We start from the raw sequence: 19,828 nt of genomic DNA, 5'->3' as shown, positions 1-19,828 counted from the left end.
CCTCTTTGCTCCGATACCCTTTGCCCTGATAACGGTGGCAACATCCGTTGGAGCCTACTCAGGGGTTATACCCCTTTTCGGTCCAAAGCTCCCGGGCCCATTCACCATCTGCAGGATAGCTGGCTCACACCTTTTCCCAGCCTCTCTGAATCCTGCCTACGATGGCTACTACTCCCGATCTTAGCCTTTGTTTTTTGTAAAATTATACAGTATAAATACTTAGATTACAACCTTCTAAGTGTATAAGATTGATTATTTTTTTTCTAATAGTTAGAATAAAGTTAAAATTTTTACTACTGGAGGTAATGAATGTTCTATCAAAAATATTCTTTACATGAAAATTTTTTTAGCGAGTTTAAAAAAGGAAATTTTATAATAAGAAAGCTTAGTATTAATTCTCCTTTTGAAGGAGAAACAGAGGTTCATAAATATATTAATGATGTATACGTGGTTTATTCTGGAAGGGCAAGGGTAATTCTAAGTAAAGAATATTGGGGAGGAAAAGAAATAGATATAGGAGAAATAAGAGGCTGTGAAATCAAAGATTATAAAGAAGAAGTTATTTCTGAGGGGGATTTACTTTTTATTTCTGCAGGTACAGCTCATAAACTTTTAGTGGAAGATGGAAGTTTTATTCTATTGATTATTAAAATTCCTGAATAAAAGAGGAGGTAAATATGGGAATTAGAAAGGCTGTTTTTCCAGCAGCAGGTCTTGGAACTCGATTTCTTCCTGCCACTAAAGCTCAACCTAAAGAAATGCTTCCTGTTGTGGATAAGCCTATAATTCAATATGGTGTAGAGGAAGCAGTAAATTCAGGATTAGAAGAAATCGTTATAGTTACTGGAAGAAATAAAAGAGCAATAGAAGATCATTTTGACATTTCTTTTGAACTTGAGTATTTTCTTCAAAAAAAAGGAGAGTTGGAGTTATTAAAACAAGTAAGGAGAATTTCGGAATTAGCAACGGTCTATTACATTCGTCAAAAAGAACCTCTAGGATTAGGTCATGCAATTTTAGTTACAAAAGAAATTGTCAAAGATGAACCTTTTGCGGTAGTTCTGAGTGATGATTTAATTGTTAGTGATGTCCCTTGTTTAAAGCAGATGATAAGTATCTATGAAAGATATAAGTGTTCCGTGATTGCAGTAGAGAGGGTTGCTGAGGAAGAGGTTAAAAATTATGGTATAATTGCAGGAAAGGAATTAGAAAATGGATTATATCAGATTACGGATCTCATAGAAAAACCATCTTTAGAAGAAGCTCCCTCTAATCTCGCTATTGTGGGGAGGTATATATTAACTCCAGAAATCTTTAATATGTTAGAAAAAGTAAAACCTGGTAGAGGAGGAGAAATTCAATTAACTGATGGTTTAAAACTTCTTTTGGAAAGAGAAGCAATATATGCTTATGAGTTTAAGGGAAAAAGATATGATACAGGAAATAAATTAGGATTTCTAATAGCATCGGTAGAATTGGCATTGAAAAGAGAGGATATAGGGAAAATATTTAAAGAATATCTTAAAAATCTAAATTTAGAAGAATTTAGTTAAATTTTAAAGATCTTTGTAAATTATTCTCCCTTCTTCAACATGTATACAATAGTCAAAATATTCTTCTTTGAGAAGTACATGAGTTATTACAAATATTTGGTCAAAATGTTCTGCAATTTCTCCATGGGTGAGGAGCTCTATAAGAGCATGAGCTCTTTCATCATCGAAAGAGCCCAAGGGTTCGTCTAAAAAGATGAACCCTGGGTTTGTCCCTCTATCTTGGGGTAAGTTTGCTATTGCAAAAGCTAATCTTAAGGCTAAGGAGAATTGGTCTTGGGTTCCTCCACTTAATATATCCTTATCATAATATCTGTTTGATATATTATCAAAGACTTTTAATTTAAAAGTTTCAGAATCAAGATGAACTATGTGATATCGATCCATGGTAAGAATGGGAAGAATCTTTTGCATATACGCTAAGGTTCTTGGGGATACAGTGTCTAATATTTTTTTCGTAGTTCCTTCTAAGATCTGCTGGGCATAGCTCATTTTTACTTTTTCTCTTTCCATTTTATTGAGATTTTCTTCTTCTTTATCAGGATCTAGTTCTTCAATCTTTTTTCCAGTATTTTTTTCATAGCTCTCCATAATAAATTTCAATTTTGCCAGTTCTTCATTAATTTCTTTTTCTCTTCTTTCTAAATTTTCTTTTAAGTTATAGTCTACATCTCTTTGGGAAAGAGACTCCCAATCCTTTTCAGGATAGTTTATTTGAAATTCTTTGATTAACCTTTCTAAATTTTCTATTTTGGCTTTTCTTTCTCCAGTTTTCTGCTCAAGAATTTTTCTATAATATTCAAATTTGTCTTCGATTTTTTCTTCTTTGAATTTTTTTATTGTTTCTTCTATTTTTTCTTTATACTCTTTGGTTGGCTCTTCCAAAACTTCCTTTGATAAGTTTTTTATTTCCTCTTTTATTCTTTTTATTTCCTCTTCAATTTTTAGAACTTCTTTCTTATTTTTTTCTACTTCGAAAGTAAGACTTTTAAGAATTTCGACTCTCTCTTCAAGCCTACTTTCTTCCCTAGTTAAATATTCTAAATTTTCATGGGTATATGAATCTAGAAGTGATACTCTATTAAAAATTTCTTCCCATTTTTTCATTTTCTCATTCTTAAATTGAATTAATTCCTGAATACTCCTAAAACCTAAACTTGTTAAGTTTTTGTCAAATTCTTCCTTTTCTTTTATAAGAGTTTCCTCTAATTCTTTTAGTTTTTCTAATTCACTTTCTCTTTTTGCTTTTAAAGATATTAACTCGTTTAATTCTTTTGCTTTTAAATGACTATTAACAATTTTACTAATCTCTTTTTTTATCTCTTCGAATCTTTTTTGTATATCCTCTTCTTTAATATTTTTTAATTCTTTTTCTAAATCTTCCTTTCTTATGTTTAGTTTTATTTCTTGTTCTTTAGCTTTGTTTCTTTTTAAAACAAGGAAAATTAAGATTATTAGAAAAAGAAAGAAGATAGGCAAATATAATATGTTAAGCAGAAAGGACGAGATTAAAAATATTAGAGAAGATAAAGAGCAAATAGTAATTTTAATAAAATATTGTTCTAAAGTTTTATTGATTTTTTCCAATTCTTTTTTGTATCTATTAATTTCTTCGAAATTTTCGATAATTTTTCTGAGATTTTCTTTGTCTTCCTCTAATTTTTTAACTTGGAGAGCTTTTTCAATGTCTCTTAATTCCTCAATAAGACTATCAATCTTTTTGATTTCTTTTTCTTTCTCTGATATATTATTTGAGAGTTTTGAAAACCTCTCAATTTCTTCTTCTAATTTTTCTAATTTATCTCTTATTTTTCCTAATTTCTCTATTCTTCTTTTTATCTTTATATGATACTTTAAATTTTCTATCTCTTTTAATAACCTAGGAATTTCTTTTATTTTATTGCTATCTTCATTTATTTTGTTTTCTATATTTTTTTTGATTTCTATTTTTTCTAATAATATTTTATTAAGGTCAAAGATTTTCTCTAATTTATTTAGCTCTTCGAGGTTTTTTTTGAGAATTTCTATTTTCTCTTTATATTCCTCTACTATTTTAGAGATTTTTTCAATTTCCTTTTCTATCTTTTCTATATTCCCTTTTTCTTCTTTTATTTTCTTTGCTTTCTCTACTGCCTCAATCTCAGTCTTTTCTTGCTTAATCTTTGAAAGTTCTTTACTAAGGAAAGGGTATTGTTTTTTGGCCTTACAGGCTTCTCTTATTATCTCTCCAGACAATAATTTTTCTTCTAAGATTTCTTTTTCCTCTTTAACTCTTTTTGAAAGATCAGTTAAAAATTCTAAATTGAACAAAGAGATAATAATTTTTTGTCTCGTCGCCTTGTCACTATTTTCTAATCTTCCAATATTCTTTTGTTCTACGAAGCAGGTATTTAAAAGGGTTATATAATCTAATCCTAATTCTTTTTCTATCCTTTCGTCGACGTCATTAACTTTTCTAAGAATTATGGGTACTTTCTCTGGATTTTTTTTGTCGTAGATTTTTAAAAAACATTCTTGAGAAGAATTTCTCTTAAGAGTTCTTTCTATGTATAGTTCTTTTTCATCTAAATCTAAGTTTAGAATCACTCTTGCCTTATCCTGGGAGAAATTAATAAGATTTTCTTTTCCACTTCTTATATAAACAGGTTTTCCAAAAAGCGCAAAAACTATAGCTTCAAAAATACTACTTTTTCCTGCCTCATTTTTTCCTTTTATTAAAAATCTTCCTTGAAGAGGAAAATCTAATTTTTCGTGTTCATATCTTTTAAAGTTGAAAATTTCTAAACTTTTTAATCTAATCATAATATTCTACTAAGATTCTCCTTTATCCAATCTAAGGCTTCTTTTATTATTTCTTTATCCCTTTCTTCTTTCATGCACAATTCCTCTGTAAATTTTTCCAATACTTTTCCCACACTCCAATTTTCAGAAAAAGAAATATAAGGAAGTTCCTCGGTGGAAATATATAGATTCTGAGTATCAAGATCAAAGAAGAAATTCCAGTCATTTCCCATTTTATTTATCCTATTAAAGCTTATTTTTTGATATAAACTTAAAGAAAGAGGTCCCACAATTCTACATCTTAATAATTGTTCTTTAAAAGACTCTTTCTCTATTCTTTCTAATATACTTTCTGTGGGATTTTCGTTTGGAATTTCTCCTGTTCTTATTTCTATAGATTTCATAGGTTGAGAGTTAACTTTTATATATTCTGGAAAGATTTTTTTGCCTTCTATTCTAATAAAATAGAAACCTGTTTCGTTTTTCTCTTCTCCAAAATTTATTTTCTCTGTAGCTCCGGGAATAATTAACATCTTTCTGCCAAAGACAAAATCTCTATGTTCGTGCAGATGTCCAATAATATAAAGGTCAAAAGGTAAAGAGTATAATGTTCCCTCTGAAACTTGAGGCTCCTGAGCTTTCGGATGAGCGAACTTTTCTACAGAATAATGAAGCAAAAAAATTTTAAATATATCATTGTCTTCAAAGTTTATTTTAATATTTGAGAGAGGATTTACTCTACCTCTTATTCTTAAGTCAGTAGATAATCCTGAAATTAATAATTTTTCTTTATTATTTCCTTCCCAAATATACCATTCTACCTCTCTTGTTTTTGTAAAAGCCTTCAAAACTCCTGCTTTTTCAAAAATCTTAATAGGATAAGAATCTTCATCGGGTGCAGTTATAGAATCATGAGTTCCTGCTATTGCAAATATATTTATTCCTTCTCTTTTTAGATTTAAGAATTCTTCCATTATAAAAGCAAGTTCAGTATTTCTAGGATCTGGCATGTCAAAAAGATCTCCAACTTGTACGAAAAGATCTACCTTTTCTTTAATTGAGAAATCTACAACTTCTTTAAAGGCTTTTCTTAATTTCTCTCTTCTTTTTCTTAATTGTTCAGGAAACATTTTTTTATAAAATCTATTTAAATGATTATCTGCAGTAGCAACAATTTTTATCATTTTAAATCTCGCTCTCCATTTCTTGTAAGGGAATAAAAGGTTCTTCGGATATTAAAGAATCTTTTCTTGCTTTTTCAAATTCTTTTTCTAAATCTATATCATACCCTCCCTCTGCAGTTTCTCTATCCCCAATTTTAACAATTACAGGAACTCTTGTAAGATTTCCTACAATAACTGCTTCTCCTATATTTAATCCTGGAAGGTCTCTAAATAGGCTTTCGGATAAAGCTTCAGATGCTTCCTTTACTGCATTTTGATCGTTAGGATTTGTAAGTTTCATAATTATTTGACTCCCACATTGAGAGAGAGTATTACTGCTAATTTTATATGGTCGCTGAGTAATAACTATAAGAAAAACTTTAAATTTTCTTCCTTCTGAGGCTATTGTATTTATCAATCTAGCACTCTTTCCTCTATTTTCTTTATCATTAGGAACAAAGTTATGGGCTTCTTCTAAAACAATAAATAAGGGATATCTTAATCCTTCAGATTTTGCTTTCATCCAGATTTCATTTAATAAATGGCTTACAATTAAATCCATTAGATTTTTTTCTAAGCCTGCCAAATCTACTACAGTAATATGTGATGGTTTCAAAATCTTCTCTAATTTTATATCTTCAAATCCCCAAATGGGATAATCCTTTATCCATCTGACATATTTTAAGGCTTTTCTCGCACCATTTACTAAGTCTTCATTGAGTTTTGTTTTTTTTTGGTGTTTTTTTGCTATCTCAATGTCATAATTTTCAAAGGAAAGAGTTTTTTCTTCATCTATATCTCCTGTATATTGAGATAATTTATTATACAAGTCTTCTGGAGTAAAATCTCTTCTTTCACTTTTTAACTCTTGAAGAGCATGCTCTATAGAATTTCTAATGTTTGTCATTTTTTCATCAATTCCTAAGATTTCAAGAATCTGTTCATCTTCTAATTCATTAAACTTTATGGAAAATTTTTCAATTCCTCCCATTTCTACTTCTGAAAATCGGGTGGGTATTTCTGGAATTCTATAAATTGTAACATTTTCCGAAATAGAGGAAAATTCTTTTAAATTCCTTTTCCTTCTTAAAAGTACATAATCACTGTTTGGATCAAAAACTAATATTGTTGCGCCTAATTTTACTAATTTTTCAATTAGAAGTCCTGTTAAATAAGACTTTCCTGCTCCTGTTTGAGCGATTATTGCAAGATGTCTTCTTAATCCATTAGGATCTAAGGTAACCTTCACATTAGGTCGATAGAGAAGAGTACCTATTTCTATAGAATTGCTTTTACCATGACTAAAAAATCTTTGTAGAAGAGAATCAGGAGCTAAAAAAACAGGAGAACCAGGAAGAGCTACAGATCTTGGAAACTGTATATTATTATTTTTATCTAAATATCCTAAAACCCTTGCTTCTGCAATAAGTTGGGTAGGAATAACATAATTTAACCCTAAAATTTTATTTGTTGTTTCATATTCTTGATGCTCATCCAGAACCTCAGAGAAGGCTCTTAAAGACTCTACCTGGGCTAAAACTTCTACTTCTTCTTCAGGAGTTGCTATTCCTTTTATTGTTACATATTCTAATCTTTTTGGTGCTTTTTCTCGTGTAGTTACAAATTGAAATCTATCACAGAAGCTTTCTCCAACTAAATATCCAACACATTTTTCTTCTTCCATTAAAAGAACCTCCTCTGACTTCTATCTAAAGGTAATATTTTTCCTAATTCCTTTTCTAAAATAAATCTATATCTTTCTAAGTCAGGTTCTCGTCTTATTCTTACTAATCTATCTACAAGATAAAGATGAGTCTGATATATATTAGCTCCAGCACAATTATTTCTTATTAATGATATTATACCTCTAAGATCCGTTTGGGGTAAAATCTGATAATCTAAAGATAGAAATAAATCTTCTCTTTTTATAAGGTAACAAGGAAAATCAACTCTCAAAGGAGAATCATTAGGAATGAGCCTTATATAAAAATTCACGAAAGCTGAAACATTTTCAAGTAAATTTTTAATACTAGATTTACTTTCTATAATTTCCATTTGCTTTTTTCCAAGACTCCTCTTTCCCCCTAAAAGAATAGGTGTTGAAAAGCCTGTTTTATTAGGAATAATAATAGATATTAATTCTGTATCTGTAGGATAATATTTCGATTTTATAATTTTTCCCTCAGACTCTAAAATTATTTGAGATAAAAAGGTATCTCTACTTATCTTTGAAATCGATATGAGATAAATTTCTTTCTCCTTTGATAATTTAACTAGTCTTAGAGTCTTTTCAAGAACTTTAAAGGTAAGCTCATTATATTCCCCAAGGTCTAAAGATAACAGATAAATTATGTGGGATATTCTTGCGGAAAGAGAGCCATCTATGAAAAGAACATAAGGAGGTTTTTCTTTTTCTAAAACCTTTAATGCGAGTTCTATTTCAATATCTTGAAGAATAATATCAGATATATGCTCTAATTGATTTTGAGAGATAGATCCTGGAAGAGCTTCTATATTTACTTTTGCTTCTTCATAATTGTCTCTTCCTAAAATCAAACCTTGAGAGATAATAAGATAAGGGCCAAAAGCAAGAGAAAGAATTCTTTGTGAAGCATCCACAGCAAAGCTTGGTAGATTAAATTCTTCTTCAGAAAAAGAGTGCCAATGATTTTCAAAATATCTTTTAAAAGCCTCCTCTTTTATATTGTCCCAATTAAGTATAGTTAATAATTTGTTTTTCTTTTTTCTTACTTCTTCTAAAAATAGGGAAACAAAATCAGGCATATTTTCTTTCTTTTTTGAAATCTAATACTGTTCTTTCATAGATTTCTAACAACCTTTTGTTTAATTTCTCAGAACTTATATTTTCTGCGCTTATTTTTGCATTTTGAGATAAAGTGTAATAAATCTCTTTATTTTCTGTTAAAAGGATAATTTTTTTTCCAAATTCTTCAATACTATTCTTATTACAAGGAACTAGAAATCCATTTTCTCCATTTTTAATGAAATCACCTATAGCAAGATCCTCTAGAGCAATCACGGGAAGTCCTGAAAACAAGGCTTCTCCAACTACCATACCTTGGGTTTCTGTTAAAGAAGCAAATACAAATATATCTGCAGAATAGTAGGATTCAATGACCTGAGGATATTCTAAATATCCTGTAAATATAACTCTATCTCTAATTTTATATTTTTCTGCTTCCTTTATTAATTCCTCTTTTACCCTCTTATCAGGATTGTCTCCAACTATTACAAGATAATAGGGATAATTTGAATTATTTATAAGCCATTTCATTACTTTTAAAAGGAAAGTTATATTTTTCTCCCTTCCTAATCTTCCAACGAATAATAGGATTATTCCATCTATAGGAAACTTTCTTTTTTCACGGGCAATTTTTTTATCGATGGGTTTAAAGTCCTTCAAATCTAAACCATTAGGCAAGATTATAATAGGTTTTTTAACCCCATAATTTTCCAATAATTTTTTGACCTTTGTAGATGGAGCTATTATTAAATCACAAAGTTCACAATAACTCTTACTTAACCAAATTGCTATTTCTCTTGCTTCTTTTTCTTTAATTATTTTCTTTTTAATTATTTTTGGGAAATGATCCCATATGTAGTATGCATATTCTTCAAATATTGTGTGGAAGGTATGTATTAAGGGAAGATTTCTTTTTTTAGCCTGACCCCATCCAAAAATTCCTAAAGAGAAAGGTGTATGAGTATGAACTAAATTAACTTTCAATTTCCCAAACAAAAGATCATATTTTAAAGAATAAGGATTTGCCACTCTATGTTCCCTTTGGAAAGGAAAAACGAAAGATGGTAATTTATATATATTTTCATCCGATGGAGAATTGGGAATGTATGGAATAAAAAGATAAACATTATGTCCCTCTTTTTCTAAAAAGTTCTTCTGCATTTTAATTGCTGTAACTACACCATTCTTTTGAGGTTCATAAGTGTCACTAAAAAAGGCTATATTCATTTGCACATCATTCCTATATAGTAAATTAATGAAATTATAAATCCCAATATTCCTCCTGTTATTGCTTCAAAAGGTGTATGCCCAATTGACTCTTTTAAAATTATATCATACTTTTCATTTAGAGGATATTTTTGAAGAATTTTATTTATTACTTTTGCCTGTTCTTCTGTTGCTAATCTAACTCCTATAGCGTCTGCAATTACAATTCCTGCAAAAAAGAAGGAGAGGATGAATAGAGGAGAAGAAAATCCTTCTTTTAAGCCTAGAATAGTAGAAAGAGAGACTACTAACGCAGAATGAGAACTAGGCATACCTCCCCATTCAAAAAATGCTTTCCAAATTATTTTCTTTTCTTGAATACTTCTTATTATTCCTTTTATTCCTTGAGTAATTATTGCAGAAATTATTGGTATTAAGAAAATAGGATTTTTAAGAAGTTGTAAAATCTCAAACATACTATTTAGTTATTGTAATTTTTTTCAAAAATCTTGGTTGATCTGGATCGAGATTCTTTAAAGTTGTTAAGAAATAAGAGAAGAATTGGGCAGGTAATATAAATAATAAAGGAGATATTTCTTCTGGAATATTGGACTTTATAAAGAATCCTTTATATATATTGAAAAGAGATTCCTCATTTGAAAAAATAAACAAGTCAACATTTTTTTCTTCTAAGATTTTAATTACCTCTTTAGAATGGGAGATACTTTCTCCTTTAGGTGCAAAAAGAAATACTGGAAATCCATGAGATACGAGAGCTAATGGTCCATGTAAGAAATCAGCAGAAGAGTAAGGTTCTGCAAGAATGTAGGACGTTTCTTTAAGTTTTAATGCCATCTCCAGAGCAGTGGCTAAATTATAACCTCTTCCTAAGATAGCACAATGTTCCATAAACTTATAAGGAATAGTTTTTTCTCTAATTTCCTCTTCTCTTTTCAAGATCTCTTTTAAAGATGAAATAAGATCTTTAAACTCTTTTAGATAATCTCTATTAATCCATAAATTTACTAAAAGATATAATACTCCTAATTCCGCTAAATAGGTTTTTGTTGCTGCTACACTTTTTTCTTCTCCAGCATTTAAAAGGATGAGTCTTTTAGAAATTTTTGCCAATTTACTCTCGGAATTGTTTGTTATTCCCAAGGTAAAAGCCTTTTGTTTATTTGCTTCTTTTATTACTTCGCATATGTCTTCACTTTCTCCTGATTGGGAAATAGCAATAACTAAAGAATTTTTAAGAATCGGAGGAGTATGGTATATAGTATACAAAGAGGGAGCACAAAGAGAGACAGGGATTTTAATATAAGATTCAATATAATATCTTCCCCAGATACTTGCATTATCTGATGTGCCTCGAGCAACTAATATTATATTTTGAGGATTATATTCTCTTATTTCTTCAACAATATTCTTAATTTTGTCTTTTCTTTCTTCAATTTTTTCTAAAACTTCAACTCCTTCTTTTATTTCTTTATACATGTATTTCTCCATTTATTGTTCCTCCATGAAATCTTTAAAATTGTGTAAGAAAGTTTATCATCTAATAAATAATAGTGTCAAGGAATTGACTTTATAAAGGCTTTATAATGTATAATAAATCCACCATGGATAAATTTCAAAAATATTTACTGTTAATAGAAAGAAAATTACAGGAAAATTGGGAGAAGTTTTCAAATTTTCTTCCCTTATATCTTTTTTCTGCTTATCATATGGGGTGGGTTGATGAGAAAGGTAATCCTCTTACTGAATATAAAGGAGGAAAAAGATTAAGACCTCTTTTATGTGTCTTAATAAATCAAGCCTTTAATGGACCTTTAGATGATGCTTTGAATCTAGCATCCTCTCTTGAGTTTTTGCATAATTTTTCCCTAGTTCATGATGACATTCAAGATGGAGATGAAAAAAGGCATAATAGATGGACTGTTTGGAAACTTTGGGGGATTCCACAAGCTATTAATGTGGGAGATTCTTTATTTAATCTTTGTTTTCAAGTTTTAACTCAAATCTCCTCTCCAATTTTACAGAGAACAAGCCTTAGAGAAATTACTAATGCTATCCAAGAACTTATTGAGGGGCAATATTTGGATTTAAGTTTTGAGAGAAGGAGTGATGTATATTTAAAAGAATATATGATCATGATTGAAAAGAAGACTGCAAGACTTTTTGCTACTGCTTTCTTTTTGGGTTCTTTTTCTGCAAATTACAAAGAAGATCTATCAAGAAAGTTTTTTGAAATTGGCAAAGATTTTGGATTATTTTTCCAAATTGCAGATGATGTTCTTGGAATATGGGGAGATCCAAAAAAAACAGGTAAACCATCCTTGGGAGATTTATGGAAAAAGAAAAAAACTTTTCCAATAATTTATCTTCTCCAAGAAGTATCGGAAAAAGAAAAACAGAAGCTTTTTGAAATTTGGAATAGAGAGAGGTTATTAGAACAAGATATTTTATATATTTTAGAAATGTTAGACAGAAAGAGAGTGAAAGAAGCCTCTATCAATACTGCAGAAAGATTTTTTGAGAAAAGTTATAAAGCTCTTGAGGAATATGACGAGTTAATTGATTTAAGTCTAATAAAGGAACTACTTAAAAATTATTACAATTTGATATTTTCTCTCCAAAGTTGAATTATCCTTAAATCTGCATCCTTTAAATAATTCTTAATCTCTTTAGAAAAATTACTTTTTTCCAGAGTCCATCCCCATTTTTGGGGTTCATATCTTGCTAACATACTCAAAAGAAAAAGAATCAAATAATGAATTGCTAGGGGGTTAAGAGAAGTATTCATGTTTAAATACTTAAAAAGTTCTTCTAGAGTAAATTTTTCTCCTTCGGGAACTTGAAAAGGAGAGATGCATCTGAAAAATGTAGGAAATAAGCCTTTTTCTTTTATTAAAATAGTTTCCTTGCCTGGATCATATTTTTCGCTCCAATCTATAGATTTTTCTCCTGCAACTCTAACAGTTAAGCCATGTAAAACTTCTCTTGGTATCTCGTAAGTTTTCAGAAAAATTATGATTTTTGCTAAGGCAACAATGCCGTAAAATAAAAGAAGAGGAGAGAGATATAAATCTACCTTTTTATTCGCTTTAAAGGATAATTGAGCTTGTTTTAAAGTATAATGGATAAAGATTTTTTCTCCTTCTTTAAAGAATGAATTTAATAAGTTTTCTTCTAATTTATTAAAGATTTTATAAGGAGAATTTCCAAATATTTCTTTAAAGGTTTTCATTTATGTATCTGATAAATTTTTCTAATCTTCTTAATGTTTTTTCTTTTCCTAATATTTCTACTAATTCATATAAACTTGGACCTACAGTTTTGTTGGTTAAGGCGACCCTTATAGGATGTATTAACATCCCTGTAGATATATTTAAATTTTCTGCTATTTCTTTTAATGTTTTTTCTAAATTATAAGAATAAAAATTCTCTAGTTTTTCCCATGCTTCTTTTAGAATTCCTAAAAATTTAGGAGTATCAGGATGTTTAATTACTTTTTTGACAGTCTCATTATCATATTCTAATTCTTCTAAGAAGAAATAATCCCCATAATCTTTTATTTGAGAGAGGGTTTTTAATCTTTCTTGTAAGAGAGAAAGAACTTTAAGATAATAATCCCAATTTATAGAATCTTCTTTTATCAATTGAGCTTCCCGCAAATATGGTAAAGTTAGCTCTGCTAATTTTTCTTTTGATAGTCCCCTTATATGTTGAGTATTTATCCACTCTAATTTTGTTATATCAAAAATTCCAGGATTCTTTGTAACTTTTCTTAAATCAAAAAGCTCTATTAATTCTTCTCTAGTATATATTTCTTTTCCTTCTTGGGGGGTCCATCCTAAAAGTGCAAGATAGTTTATTAGAGCATCAGGAAGATATCCCATTTTTCTATACTCTGAAATTGATGTTACACCATGTCTTTTACTTAATTTTGATCTATCAGGACCAAGTAATAAGGGTAAGTGAGCAAATTCTGGTGGTGTCCAGGAAAGAGCATTATAGATAAAGATTTGTTTTGGAGTATTTGAGATATGATCTTCTCCTCTAATAACATGAGAAATTCCCATAGTATAATCATCAATTACTACAGCAAAATTATACGTAGGAATTCCATCGGATTTCATTATTACAAAATCTCCAATATCCTCATTATTAAACTCAATCTCTCCCCTAATTATATCCTTAAAGACTGTTTTTCCATGAGGAACTAATAACCTTATTGCAGGTTTTCTTCCTTCTCTTTCATATTTCGCTCTTTCCTCTGAGGATAGATATAAACACTTTCTATCGTATTTTGGAGCTCTTTTCTCTTGAAGAGCAATTTTCCTTCTTTCTTCTAATTCTTCAGGGGTACAATAGCAATAATAAGCAAAACCTAAATCTAAAAGTTTTTGAGCATATTTTTGATATAATTCCAATCTCTGGGTTTGATAATATGGTCCCTCATCCCAGTTCAAGCCAAGCCAATTTAAACCTTCTAATATGTTTTCTTCATACTCTTTTGTGGATCTCTCTCTATCAGTATCTTCAATTCTTAGAATAAATTTACCTTTATTATGTCTCGCAAATAGCCAATTAAAAAGAGCTGTATGAGCAGTTCCTACATGAAGATAACCTGTAGGACTAGGAGCAATTCTTACCCGAAGATCTTTCATTTTCTTCTACCTCTCTTATAAGATTTTCCAAGAATAAGTAACTTCTGCCGTTCCTCTTAAAATTGCAGAGACAGAACAGTATTTTGTTTGAGAAAGTTCAATTGCTTTTTTTATGTTTTCCTCTTTTAGATTTTCTCCCTTAAAAATATATTCTAAATGTACCTTTCTATATACTTTGGGATGTTCTTCTGCTCTCTCTGCAGAGATTTTTATTTCAAAAGTTTCTACTTTTTCTTTCATCTTTTGAAGAATAGAAATAACATCCATTCCTGTGCATCCCCCAAGAGCAACTAAAATTAACTCCATAGGTCTTGGTCCTTGATTCTCTCCACCATGATCTGGAGAGGCATCCATGATTATAGAAAAGTTTGAAGGCGTTGTTCCTGTGAATTTCATATTTCCATTCCAAACTATCTTTGTTTCCATTTTTTGACCTCCATTTATAATTCTTATTCAGTATACAAAGACTTATTGTGTTGTCAATAATTAAGGTATAAGTTAAAATAAGCAAAAATTGTAAGTATAGGAGGATTGAATATGAAGAAATTAGATCAGATAGATGAGCTTAAAAGACTTGATCCTCAGGATATGCTAGGTTCTGTTTATAAACTTCCTGAGCAGATAGAAGAAGCAAGTAATATTTCTTACAATGTTCAGTTAAAATTTGAAGAAAAAAGTATAAATAAAGTTTTAGTTTTAGGTATGGGGGGTTCTGCTATTGGGGGAGATATTTTAAAAGCTATTGCCTTTGATTGTGCGAAGATTCCTATATTGGTTAATAGAGATTATTCCCTTCCTAGCTATATAGATGAAAATACTTTAGTTATCGCGGTTAGTTACTCTGGAAATACCGTAGAAACTGTAAACTCCGCAATAGAATCTTATAAAAGAGGAGCAAGAATTGTCTCTATAACTACTGGGGGAAAATTAGGAGAATTTGCAGAAGAAAAAAATCTTCCATTAATTAAAATTCCAAAAGGTTTAGCTCCAAGAGCTGCAATAGGTTATGTAACTATTCCAGCTTTAGTTGTATTAGATAGGTTAGGAATAATTCCCTCGCAAAAAGAAGCAATAAATGAGACCATAGATTATCTTAAGAGAAAAAGAGAGGAATTTAAAGTAGAAACTCCTATCACTAAAAACACTGCAAAAGATTTGGCAGAAAGAATCAATAAGAAAATTCCTATAATATATTCGGTAGAAGAAAGATGGGCAGTTGCAGGGTACAGATGGAAGTGCCAGTTTAATGAGAATTCTAAGTATCCAGCCTTTACCCATTTCTTTCCTGAACTAAATCATAATGAAATTATGGCTTGGGAGGCAGATTCCCAGATAATAAATAATTTCTTTCTCATTTTCCTTTACATATCCTTAGATGGAGAAATGAAAATAAGAGTTGATTTTATGAAAGAGAAACTAGAAGATCGAGGAATACAGGTTTTTTTATGGCAAGGAGAAGGAAAGTATTCTCTAACTAAGTTTTTTTCTCTTACATACTTGGGTGATTTCACTTCTGTTTATCTTGCATATCTTGCAGAAAAAGATCCTTTTGCTATAGGATTTATTAATGAACTTAAATTGAGAATAGGACAAAGTTTGAATTGAGAATATTAGCTTTATCAGACTTCGAATCGCCAATTCTTTATGAAAAATTTGATGTGACTCCCTATAAAGGAGTAGAAGCCGTAATATCTTGTGGAGATGTTTTACCAGAATTGTTAGTGTATCTTACTACAATCCTGAATGTTCCTGTGTTTTATGTATTAGGGAATCATGATGAAAGATATCTTAGAGAACCTCCAGAAGGATGTGATAATATTGATGGAAGGATTATAAAGTTTAAGGATAAAAGAATACTAGGTTTAGGGGGCTCTATTAAATATAGTAGTGGCCCCCTTCAGTATACTGAAAGAGAGATGAACTGGAGGATTAAAAAATTATACTTTCAGTTAAGGAAGGGAATCGATATTGTAGTTGCCCATTCACCTCCTTTTGGGATTCATGAAGGTGATGATTTTTCTCATAAAGGTTTTAAAAGTTTTATTTGGTTAATTGAGAAATATAAACCATCTTATTTTCTTCACGGACATACTCATATGAACTATAAGTTTAGAAGTTCAAGAGTTACAGAATATGGAAATACAAAGATTATCAATTGTTCTGGAATTATAATTTTAGATTTATGAAAAATCTTTTAAAGAAAATTTTTAAAAGAAGAAGATATCTTAAAAATTTCAAGGAAAAAATCCACGAAGAAAGACTAATTGCATGGAGGGATCTTGGATTTCAGACTATTGAGATAGATAAGATAGTAGGTAGCGTTGGAAGATATAGAGATTTTGATGAGGAATTTAGACCTTTAAAAGAAAGTTCATTACGAAGATTGAAAGAATTAGAAGATGCTATATTAAGAGGCAAAATTCTTCCTCCAATAGAAGTTTATAAAATTAAAGACGAATATTACGTAATAGATGGAAATCATAGAGTTTCCATAGCAAGAAAGTTAGGACAGAAAGAAATAGATGCCCATGTTATAGAATACTTACCTCCAGAAGATTCTGTGGAGAATATTCTTTACAGAGAAAGATCAGATTTTGAATTTCTTACAGGATTAAAAGATATTATTCTCACGGAAATAGGTCAATATAAAAAACTTTTGAATCAAATTTTGGAACATAAATATTATATGAGTGAGAAGAGAGGAAAAGAAGTGAATATAAAAGAGGCAGCAAAAGATTGGTATAAAAATATTTATCTTCCTATATTGAAAATTATAGAAAAAGAAAGAATTTTAGAGGCTTTTCCAGGAAGAACTCTTGCAGATTTGTATGTTTATATTTCTGATCATAAATGGCTTGAAAGTCAAAAAAAGGGATACGATATTGGATTTCATAAAGCAATTGAGGATTTTAAAAACCTTCTTCCTGGTACATCTCTAAAGGACAAAATTTTTGATCTATTTAAACTACCTTTTTAGAATAAAGAGAGTTGTCCTTTATCTTCATAAGAGAAAATTTTTATCTTTCCATATAACCCATCATATCCAGGCTCTACTTTGACTTTCCCTTCTCTCATAAGTTTTATTCCTTCTGCGATTTTTTCTCCGGAAACTTTTTTTATATCATCTAAAGGAATATCCATTAAAACACTTAATTCATTACCTAAGGTAGAGACTATTTTAAAATACTCATTTTGAACAAAAGGAGAGGAAACATCCTTGTTTATGGCTTGTGCTATTATTTCTTCTAAGGGTACAAGATTTTTATAGGGTATTTTATTTTCAGGTATATATCCCTCCTCTCTATCTGCTAATACTTCTACTCTATGGGCAACTCCAATAGTTAAAGGTTTTCCACAAGAGGGACATAGATTATTTAATTTAATACTTTCTTTGGGAGATAATACTATATTACAATTTCTATGCCCATCAAAATGATATTTTCCTTCCTCTGGAAAGAATTCTATAGTAAATAAGAACCTATTTTTATCTTGATTTTTTATAGCTTTAAAAATTTCTCTATATTCCATATTGCAATTGAAAACATTAGCTTCTCTTCCTAATCTATTTGGAGAATGAGCATCGGAATTAGAGATGAGACAGATATTATCAAGTTTACTTAATCTCCAATTCATAGGAGGATCACTAGAAAGACCTGTTTCTATAGCAAAAATTTTATTTGAATATTCTCCAAAAGCTTCTTCTAAGGAATCAAAACCGGAGTTAGATCCGAAAATAGAGAACCATGGTGTCCATGCATGAGCAGGAATAACATAAATCTCCTCGGAGATTTCCCAAAGTAGAGGAAGAAGCTCTTTTAGGTTTTTTCCAAAGGTGGGCCTTCCATCAGAACTTAAAACTCCTATTTTCCCTAAAAGGGCATTAATCTTATGACAAATTTCAAGAGAAGGAGAAAAAATGATTGAGTGAATTCTTCTTACTTTTCCTTCTTGGTTATAAATATTACTAATCTCTGTTGTTAAAATGAAATTTACTTCATTATATTTATAAATTCCGTAATTATCCTCTTTCAGATTATCTCTTAGTTCTGCAAACCAAAGAGGATGAGTAAAATCACCAGTTCCTAATAAATCTATTCCCTTTAATTTTGCCCATTTACTCAAATTTTCTAGATTCATATCAGAACTTGTTGCTCTACTATATTTCGAATGAATATGAAAATCTGCAATAAATCTCATATATCACCTCTAATTTAATTTTTTTTAGATTAATTTTAGTTTAAGATTGTAAAATTGTTAATAGTAGTATAAGAATTTGGTATAATTAAACAAAAATGAGAGCAATGTTGTTGAAAAAAACGTGCGATCTTTCATTATGTAAAGAACCTCTTATTATGGAGGAGGTAAGTGTTCCTACTCCAAAGGAAAATGAAATATTAGTAAAAGTTTCTGCTTGTGGGGTTTGTAGGACGGATCTTGATATTATAGAAGGAAGAACTCCTCCCTCAAAATTTCCTTTAATTTTGGGACATCAAATTGTAGGAAGAGTCATAGAAAAAGGTAGTAAGGTAAAAAAATTTGAGATCGGGGAAAGAGTGGGAATTGGATGGATAAATTCTTCTTGTGGAAAGTGTAAATTTTGTCTTTTGGGAAAAGAAAACCTTTGTGATAGTTTTAAAGCTACAGGAAGAGATGTAGATGGGGGTTATGCTGAATATACTTTAATTTCTGAGGATTATGCTTTTAGAATTCCTGATAATTATACTGATGAAGAGTCTACACTTCTTCTTTGTGCAGGTGCAGTAGGTTATAGATCCTTAAAACTTACTAATTTAAAGGATGGAGAAAATATAGGCCTTTCTGGCTTTGGTGCTTCTGGACATTTACTTCTTAAAATTATTCAATTTTTATATCCTAATTCTAAGATTTTCGTTTTTGCAAGAAGCGAGAGAGAAAGAAATTTTGCAAAAGAGCTTTCTGCTTATTGGGTAGGAGATTTTGAGGAAGAAACTCCTGAAAAACTCTCTGCTATTATTGATACCACTCCCGCATGGAGGCCTATAATTTTAGTGCTCAAAAATCTTGAGAAAGGCGGAAGATTAGTTATTAATGCCATAAGAAAAGAAGAATCAGATAAAAATTATCTTTTAGGATTAAGTTATGAAAGGGATCTTTGGCTTGAAAAAGAAATAAAAACTACAGCTAATGTTTCCAGAAAAGACTTAGAAGAATTTTTAGAACTTGCAGGGAAGTTAAATCTTAAGCCAGAAGTGCAAATTTATAATTTGGAAGATGCTAATAAGGCTCTTATTGATCTAAAAGAGGGAAAGATAAGAGGAGGAAAAGTGCTTAAGATATAAGGAGGGTTTTGATATGGAAAAAGTTAATGAAAAAGATAAAGAATTTAGATTTGGAGAATGGGGTCCTAAATATCTTATGAGGGGACCAAAGCTTGAATGGGGTATTGTGAAAATAATCCCAGGAAAAGAGTTAGGAATACACTATCATAAGGAAGTTGAAGAAATATTTTACGTTCTTTCGGGAAAGGCAGAGATGATTGTAGATGAAAAGAAATTTGAAATCAATATTGGGGATGCAATAAGAGTAGAACCTAATGAAGAACATAATATTATAAATCCCTCAGAAGATTTTCTAGCAGTATTTATCAAAGTACCTTATTTACCTGAAGACAAATATAGTAAAACATAATTTTTTTTGCTGTATAATTGAAAT

At 30.0% G+C, this 19,828-nt stretch carries 19 protein-coding genes and 1 other annotated feature (1 of these 20 only partly in view); of the genes, 8 read left to right on the top strand and 11 right to left on the bottom strand.

The genetic code is table 11. The features are described 5' to 3' along the window. Positions 1-191, bottom strand: a binding site (T-box leader); it reaches 82 nt to the left of the window's first position. Positions 192-309: 118 nt separating this feature from the next. Further along, the gene (locus NZ841_00990) at positions 310-663 is read left to right on the top strand and encodes a hypothetical protein (GenBank protein MCS7201343.1); all 354 of its coding nucleotides are present in this window, start codon (positions 310-312) and stop codon (positions 661-663) included. Between the two features lie 14 nt (positions 664-677). Beyond that, positions 678-1,553, top strand: a complete 876-nt coding sequence (gene galU, locus NZ841_00985; protein MCS7201342.1) for a UTP--glucose-1-phosphate uridylyltransferase GalU — start codon at positions 678-680, stop codon at positions 1,551-1,553. Positions 1,554-1,556: 3 nt separating this feature from the next. Here the strand turns inward: galU and NZ841_00980 are convergent, their stop codons facing one another. Genes NZ841_00980 through NZ841_00950 form a run of 7 tightly spaced genes read right to left on the bottom strand, consistent with a single transcriptional unit; the run spans position 1,557 to position 10,973 of the window. Next, a complete protein-coding gene (locus NZ841_00980) occupies positions 1,557-4,352 on the bottom strand; it encodes an SMC family ATPase (GenBank protein ID MCS7201341.1) in 2,796 nt (931 codons plus the stop codon). Further along, on the bottom strand, positions 4,349-5,515 hold the full coding sequence (locus NZ841_00975; GenBank protein ID MCS7201340.1) for a DNA repair exonuclease: 1,167 nt from the start codon (positions 5,513-5,515) through the stop codon (positions 4,349-4,351). The genes NZ841_00980 and NZ841_00975 overlap by 4 nt, the downstream gene beginning before the upstream one ends. 1 nt (position 5,516) lies before the next feature. Beyond that, entirely contained in the window at positions 5,517-7,178 is a 1,662-nt protein-coding gene (locus NZ841_00970; protein MCS7201339.1) for an ATP-binding protein, read from the bottom strand. Then, a complete protein-coding gene (locus NZ841_00965) occupies positions 7,178-8,278 on the bottom strand; it encodes a DNA double-strand break repair nuclease NurA (GenBank protein MCS7201338.1) in 1,101 nt (366 codons plus the stop codon). Before NZ841_00965 ends, NZ841_00970 begins: the two co-directional genes overlap by 1 nt. Further along, a complete protein-coding gene (locus NZ841_00960; protein ID MCS7201337.1) occupies positions 8,271-9,485 on the bottom strand; it encodes a glycosyltransferase family 4 protein in 1,215 nt (404 codons plus the stop codon). Before NZ841_00960 ends, NZ841_00965 begins: the two co-directional genes overlap by 8 nt. After that, positions 9,482-9,940 carry a divergent PAP2 family protein gene (locus tag NZ841_00955; protein ID MCS7201336.1) on the bottom strand — a complete coding sequence of 153 codons (459 nt, stop codon included), beginning with the start codon at positions 9,938-9,940 and terminating at the stop codon, positions 9,482-9,484. Before NZ841_00955 ends, NZ841_00960 begins: the two co-directional genes overlap by 4 nt. A 1-nt stretch (position 9,941) precedes the next feature. After that, complete coding sequence (locus NZ841_00950; GenBank protein ID MCS7201335.1) at positions 9,942-10,973, bottom strand: SIS domain-containing protein; 1,032 nt, start codon at positions 10,971-10,973, stop codon at positions 9,942-9,944. Positions 10,974-11,068: 95 nt separating this feature from the next. Between NZ841_00950 and NZ841_00945 the strand changes: the two genes are divergently transcribed. Then, entirely contained in the window at positions 11,069-12,109 is a 1,041-nt protein-coding gene (locus tag NZ841_00945; protein ID MCS7201334.1) for a polyprenyl synthetase family protein, read from the top strand. Here NZ841_00945 and NZ841_00940 read toward each other — a convergent pair. The 3 genes from NZ841_00940 to NZ841_00930 are packed head-to-tail and all read right to left on the bottom strand — an operon-like array spanning position 12,079 to position 14,563. Next, on the bottom strand, positions 12,079-12,714 hold the full coding sequence (locus tag NZ841_00940) for a YaaC family protein (protein ID MCS7201333.1): 636 nt from the start codon (positions 12,712-12,714) through the stop codon (positions 12,079-12,081). The genes NZ841_00945 and NZ841_00940 overlap by 31 nt on opposite strands. Beyond that, on the bottom strand, positions 12,701-14,137 hold the full coding sequence (gene gltX, locus NZ841_00935) for a glutamate--tRNA ligase (GenBank protein MCS7201332.1): 1,437 nt from the start codon (positions 14,135-14,137) through the stop codon (positions 12,701-12,703). Before gltX ends, NZ841_00940 begins: the two co-directional genes overlap by 14 nt. 15 nt (positions 14,138-14,152) lie before the next feature. Then, the gene (locus NZ841_00930) at positions 14,153-14,563 is read right to left on the bottom strand and encodes an OsmC family protein (protein MCS7201331.1); all 411 of its coding nucleotides are present in this window, start codon (positions 14,561-14,563) and stop codon (positions 14,153-14,155) included. A 111-nt stretch (positions 14,564-14,674) separates the two neighbouring features. On the opposite strand from NZ841_00930, the gene NZ841_00925 reads away from it, so the two are divergent. The 3 genes from NZ841_00925 to NZ841_00915 are packed head-to-tail and all read left to right on the top strand — an operon-like array spanning position 14,675 to position 17,114. Further along, positions 14,675-15,742, top strand: coding sequence for a bifunctional phosphoglucose/phosphomannose isomerase (locus NZ841_00925; GenBank protein ID MCS7201330.1), 1,068 nt, complete (start codon positions 14,675-14,677; stop codon positions 15,740-15,742). Continuing rightward, on the top strand, positions 15,739-16,323 hold the full coding sequence (locus tag NZ841_00920; protein MCS7201329.1) for a metallophosphoesterase family protein: 585 nt from the start codon (positions 15,739-15,741) through the stop codon (positions 16,321-16,323). The genes NZ841_00925 and NZ841_00920 overlap by 4 nt, the downstream gene beginning before the upstream one ends. After that, the gene (locus tag NZ841_00915) at positions 16,320-17,114 is read left to right on the top strand and encodes a DUF4032 domain-containing protein (GenBank protein ID MCS7201328.1); all 795 of its coding nucleotides are present in this window, start codon (positions 16,320-16,322) and stop codon (positions 17,112-17,114) included. Before NZ841_00920 ends, NZ841_00915 begins: the two co-directional genes overlap by 4 nt. On the opposite strand, the gene NZ841_00910 is transcribed toward NZ841_00915, so the two are convergent. Further along, positions 17,111-18,334, bottom strand: a complete 1,224-nt coding sequence (locus tag NZ841_00910; protein MCS7201327.1) for an endonuclease Q family protein — start codon at positions 18,332-18,334, stop codon at positions 17,111-17,113. The genes NZ841_00915 and NZ841_00910 overlap by 4 nt on opposite strands. A gap of 104 nt (positions 18,335-18,438) precedes the next feature. On the opposite strand from NZ841_00910, the gene NZ841_00905 reads away from it, so the two are divergent. Both NZ841_00905 and NZ841_00900 read left to right on the top strand, forming a co-directional pair. Then, positions 18,439-19,455, top strand: a complete 1,017-nt coding sequence (locus NZ841_00905; GenBank protein MCS7201326.1) for a zinc-dependent alcohol dehydrogenase family protein — start codon at positions 18,439-18,441, stop codon at positions 19,453-19,455. Positions 19,456-19,468: 13 nt separating this feature from the next. Continuing rightward, entirely contained in the window at positions 19,469-19,804 is a 336-nt protein-coding gene (locus NZ841_00900; GenBank protein ID MCS7201325.1) for a cupin domain-containing protein, read from the top strand. The last annotated feature ends 24 nt before the right edge of the window (positions 19,805-19,828 follow it).

Origin of the sequence: Dictyoglomus sp. (genome assembly GCA_025060475.1) — a bacterium.
Taxonomy (GTDB): Bacteria; Dictyoglomota; Dictyoglomia; order Dictyoglomales; family Dictyoglomaceae; genus NZ13-RE01.
Note: the sequence above shows the minus strand (reverse complement) of the source record. Positions and strands in the feature narration are given on the sequence as shown.

Coding starts and splice junctions, on each gene's coding strand:
- NZ841_00990 (MCS7201343.1), top strand. CDS start 310: ATGTTCTATCAAAAATATTCTTTACATGAAAATTTTTTTAGCGAGTTT.
- galU (MCS7201342.1), top strand. CDS start 678: ATGGGAATTAGAAAGGCTGTTTTTCCAGCAGCAGGTCTTGGAACTCGA.
- NZ841_00980 (MCS7201341.1), bottom strand. CDS start 4,352: ATGATTAGATTAAAAAGTTTAGAAATTTTCAACTTTAAAAGATATGAA.
- NZ841_00975 (MCS7201340.1), bottom strand. CDS start 5,515: ATGATAAAAATTGTTGCTACTGCAGATAATCATTTAAATAGATTTTAT.
- NZ841_00970 (MCS7201339.1), bottom strand. CDS start 7,178: ATGGAAGAAGAAAAATGTGTTGGATATTTAGTTGGAGAAAGCTTCTGT.
- NZ841_00965 (MCS7201338.1), bottom strand. CDS start 8,278: ATGCCTGATTTTGTTTCCCTATTTTTAGAAGAAGTAAGAAAAAAGAAA.
- NZ841_00960 (MCS7201337.1), bottom strand. CDS start 9,485: ATGAATATAGCCTTTTTTAGTGACACTTATGAACCTCAAAAGAATGGT.
- NZ841_00955 (MCS7201336.1), bottom strand. CDS start 9,940: ATGTTTGAGATTTTACAACTTCTTAAAAATCCTATTTTCTTAATACCA.
- NZ841_00950 (MCS7201335.1), bottom strand. CDS start 10,973: ATGGAGAAATACATGTATAAAGAAATAAAAGAAGGAGTTGAAGTTTTA.
- NZ841_00945 (MCS7201334.1), top strand. CDS start 11,069: ATGTATAATAAATCCACCATGGATAAATTTCAAAAATATTTACTGTTA.
- NZ841_00940 (MCS7201333.1), bottom strand. CDS start 12,714: ATGAAAACCTTTAAAGAAATATTTGGAAATTCTCCTTATAAAATCTTT.
- gltX (MCS7201332.1), bottom strand. CDS start 14,137: ATGAAAGATCTTCGGGTAAGAATTGCTCCTAGTCCTACAGGTTATCTT.
- NZ841_00930 (MCS7201331.1), bottom strand. CDS start 14,563: ATGGAAACAAAGATAGTTTGGAATGGAAATATGAAATTCACAGGAACA.
- NZ841_00925 (MCS7201330.1), top strand. CDS start 14,675: ATGAAGAAATTAGATCAGATAGATGAGCTTAAAAGACTTGATCCTCAG.
- NZ841_00915 (MCS7201328.1), top strand. CDS start 16,320: ATGAAAAATCTTTTAAAGAAAATTTTTAAAAGAAGAAGATATCTTAAA.
- NZ841_00910 (MCS7201327.1), bottom strand. CDS start 18,334: ATGAGATTTATTGCAGATTTTCATATTCATTCGAAATATAGTAGAGCA.
- NZ841_00905 (MCS7201326.1), top strand. CDS start 18,439: ATGTTGTTGAAAAAAACGTGCGATCTTTCATTATGTAAAGAACCTCTT.
- NZ841_00900 (MCS7201325.1), top strand. CDS start 19,469: ATGGAAAAAGTTAATGAAAAAGATAAAGAATTTAGATTTGGAGAATGG.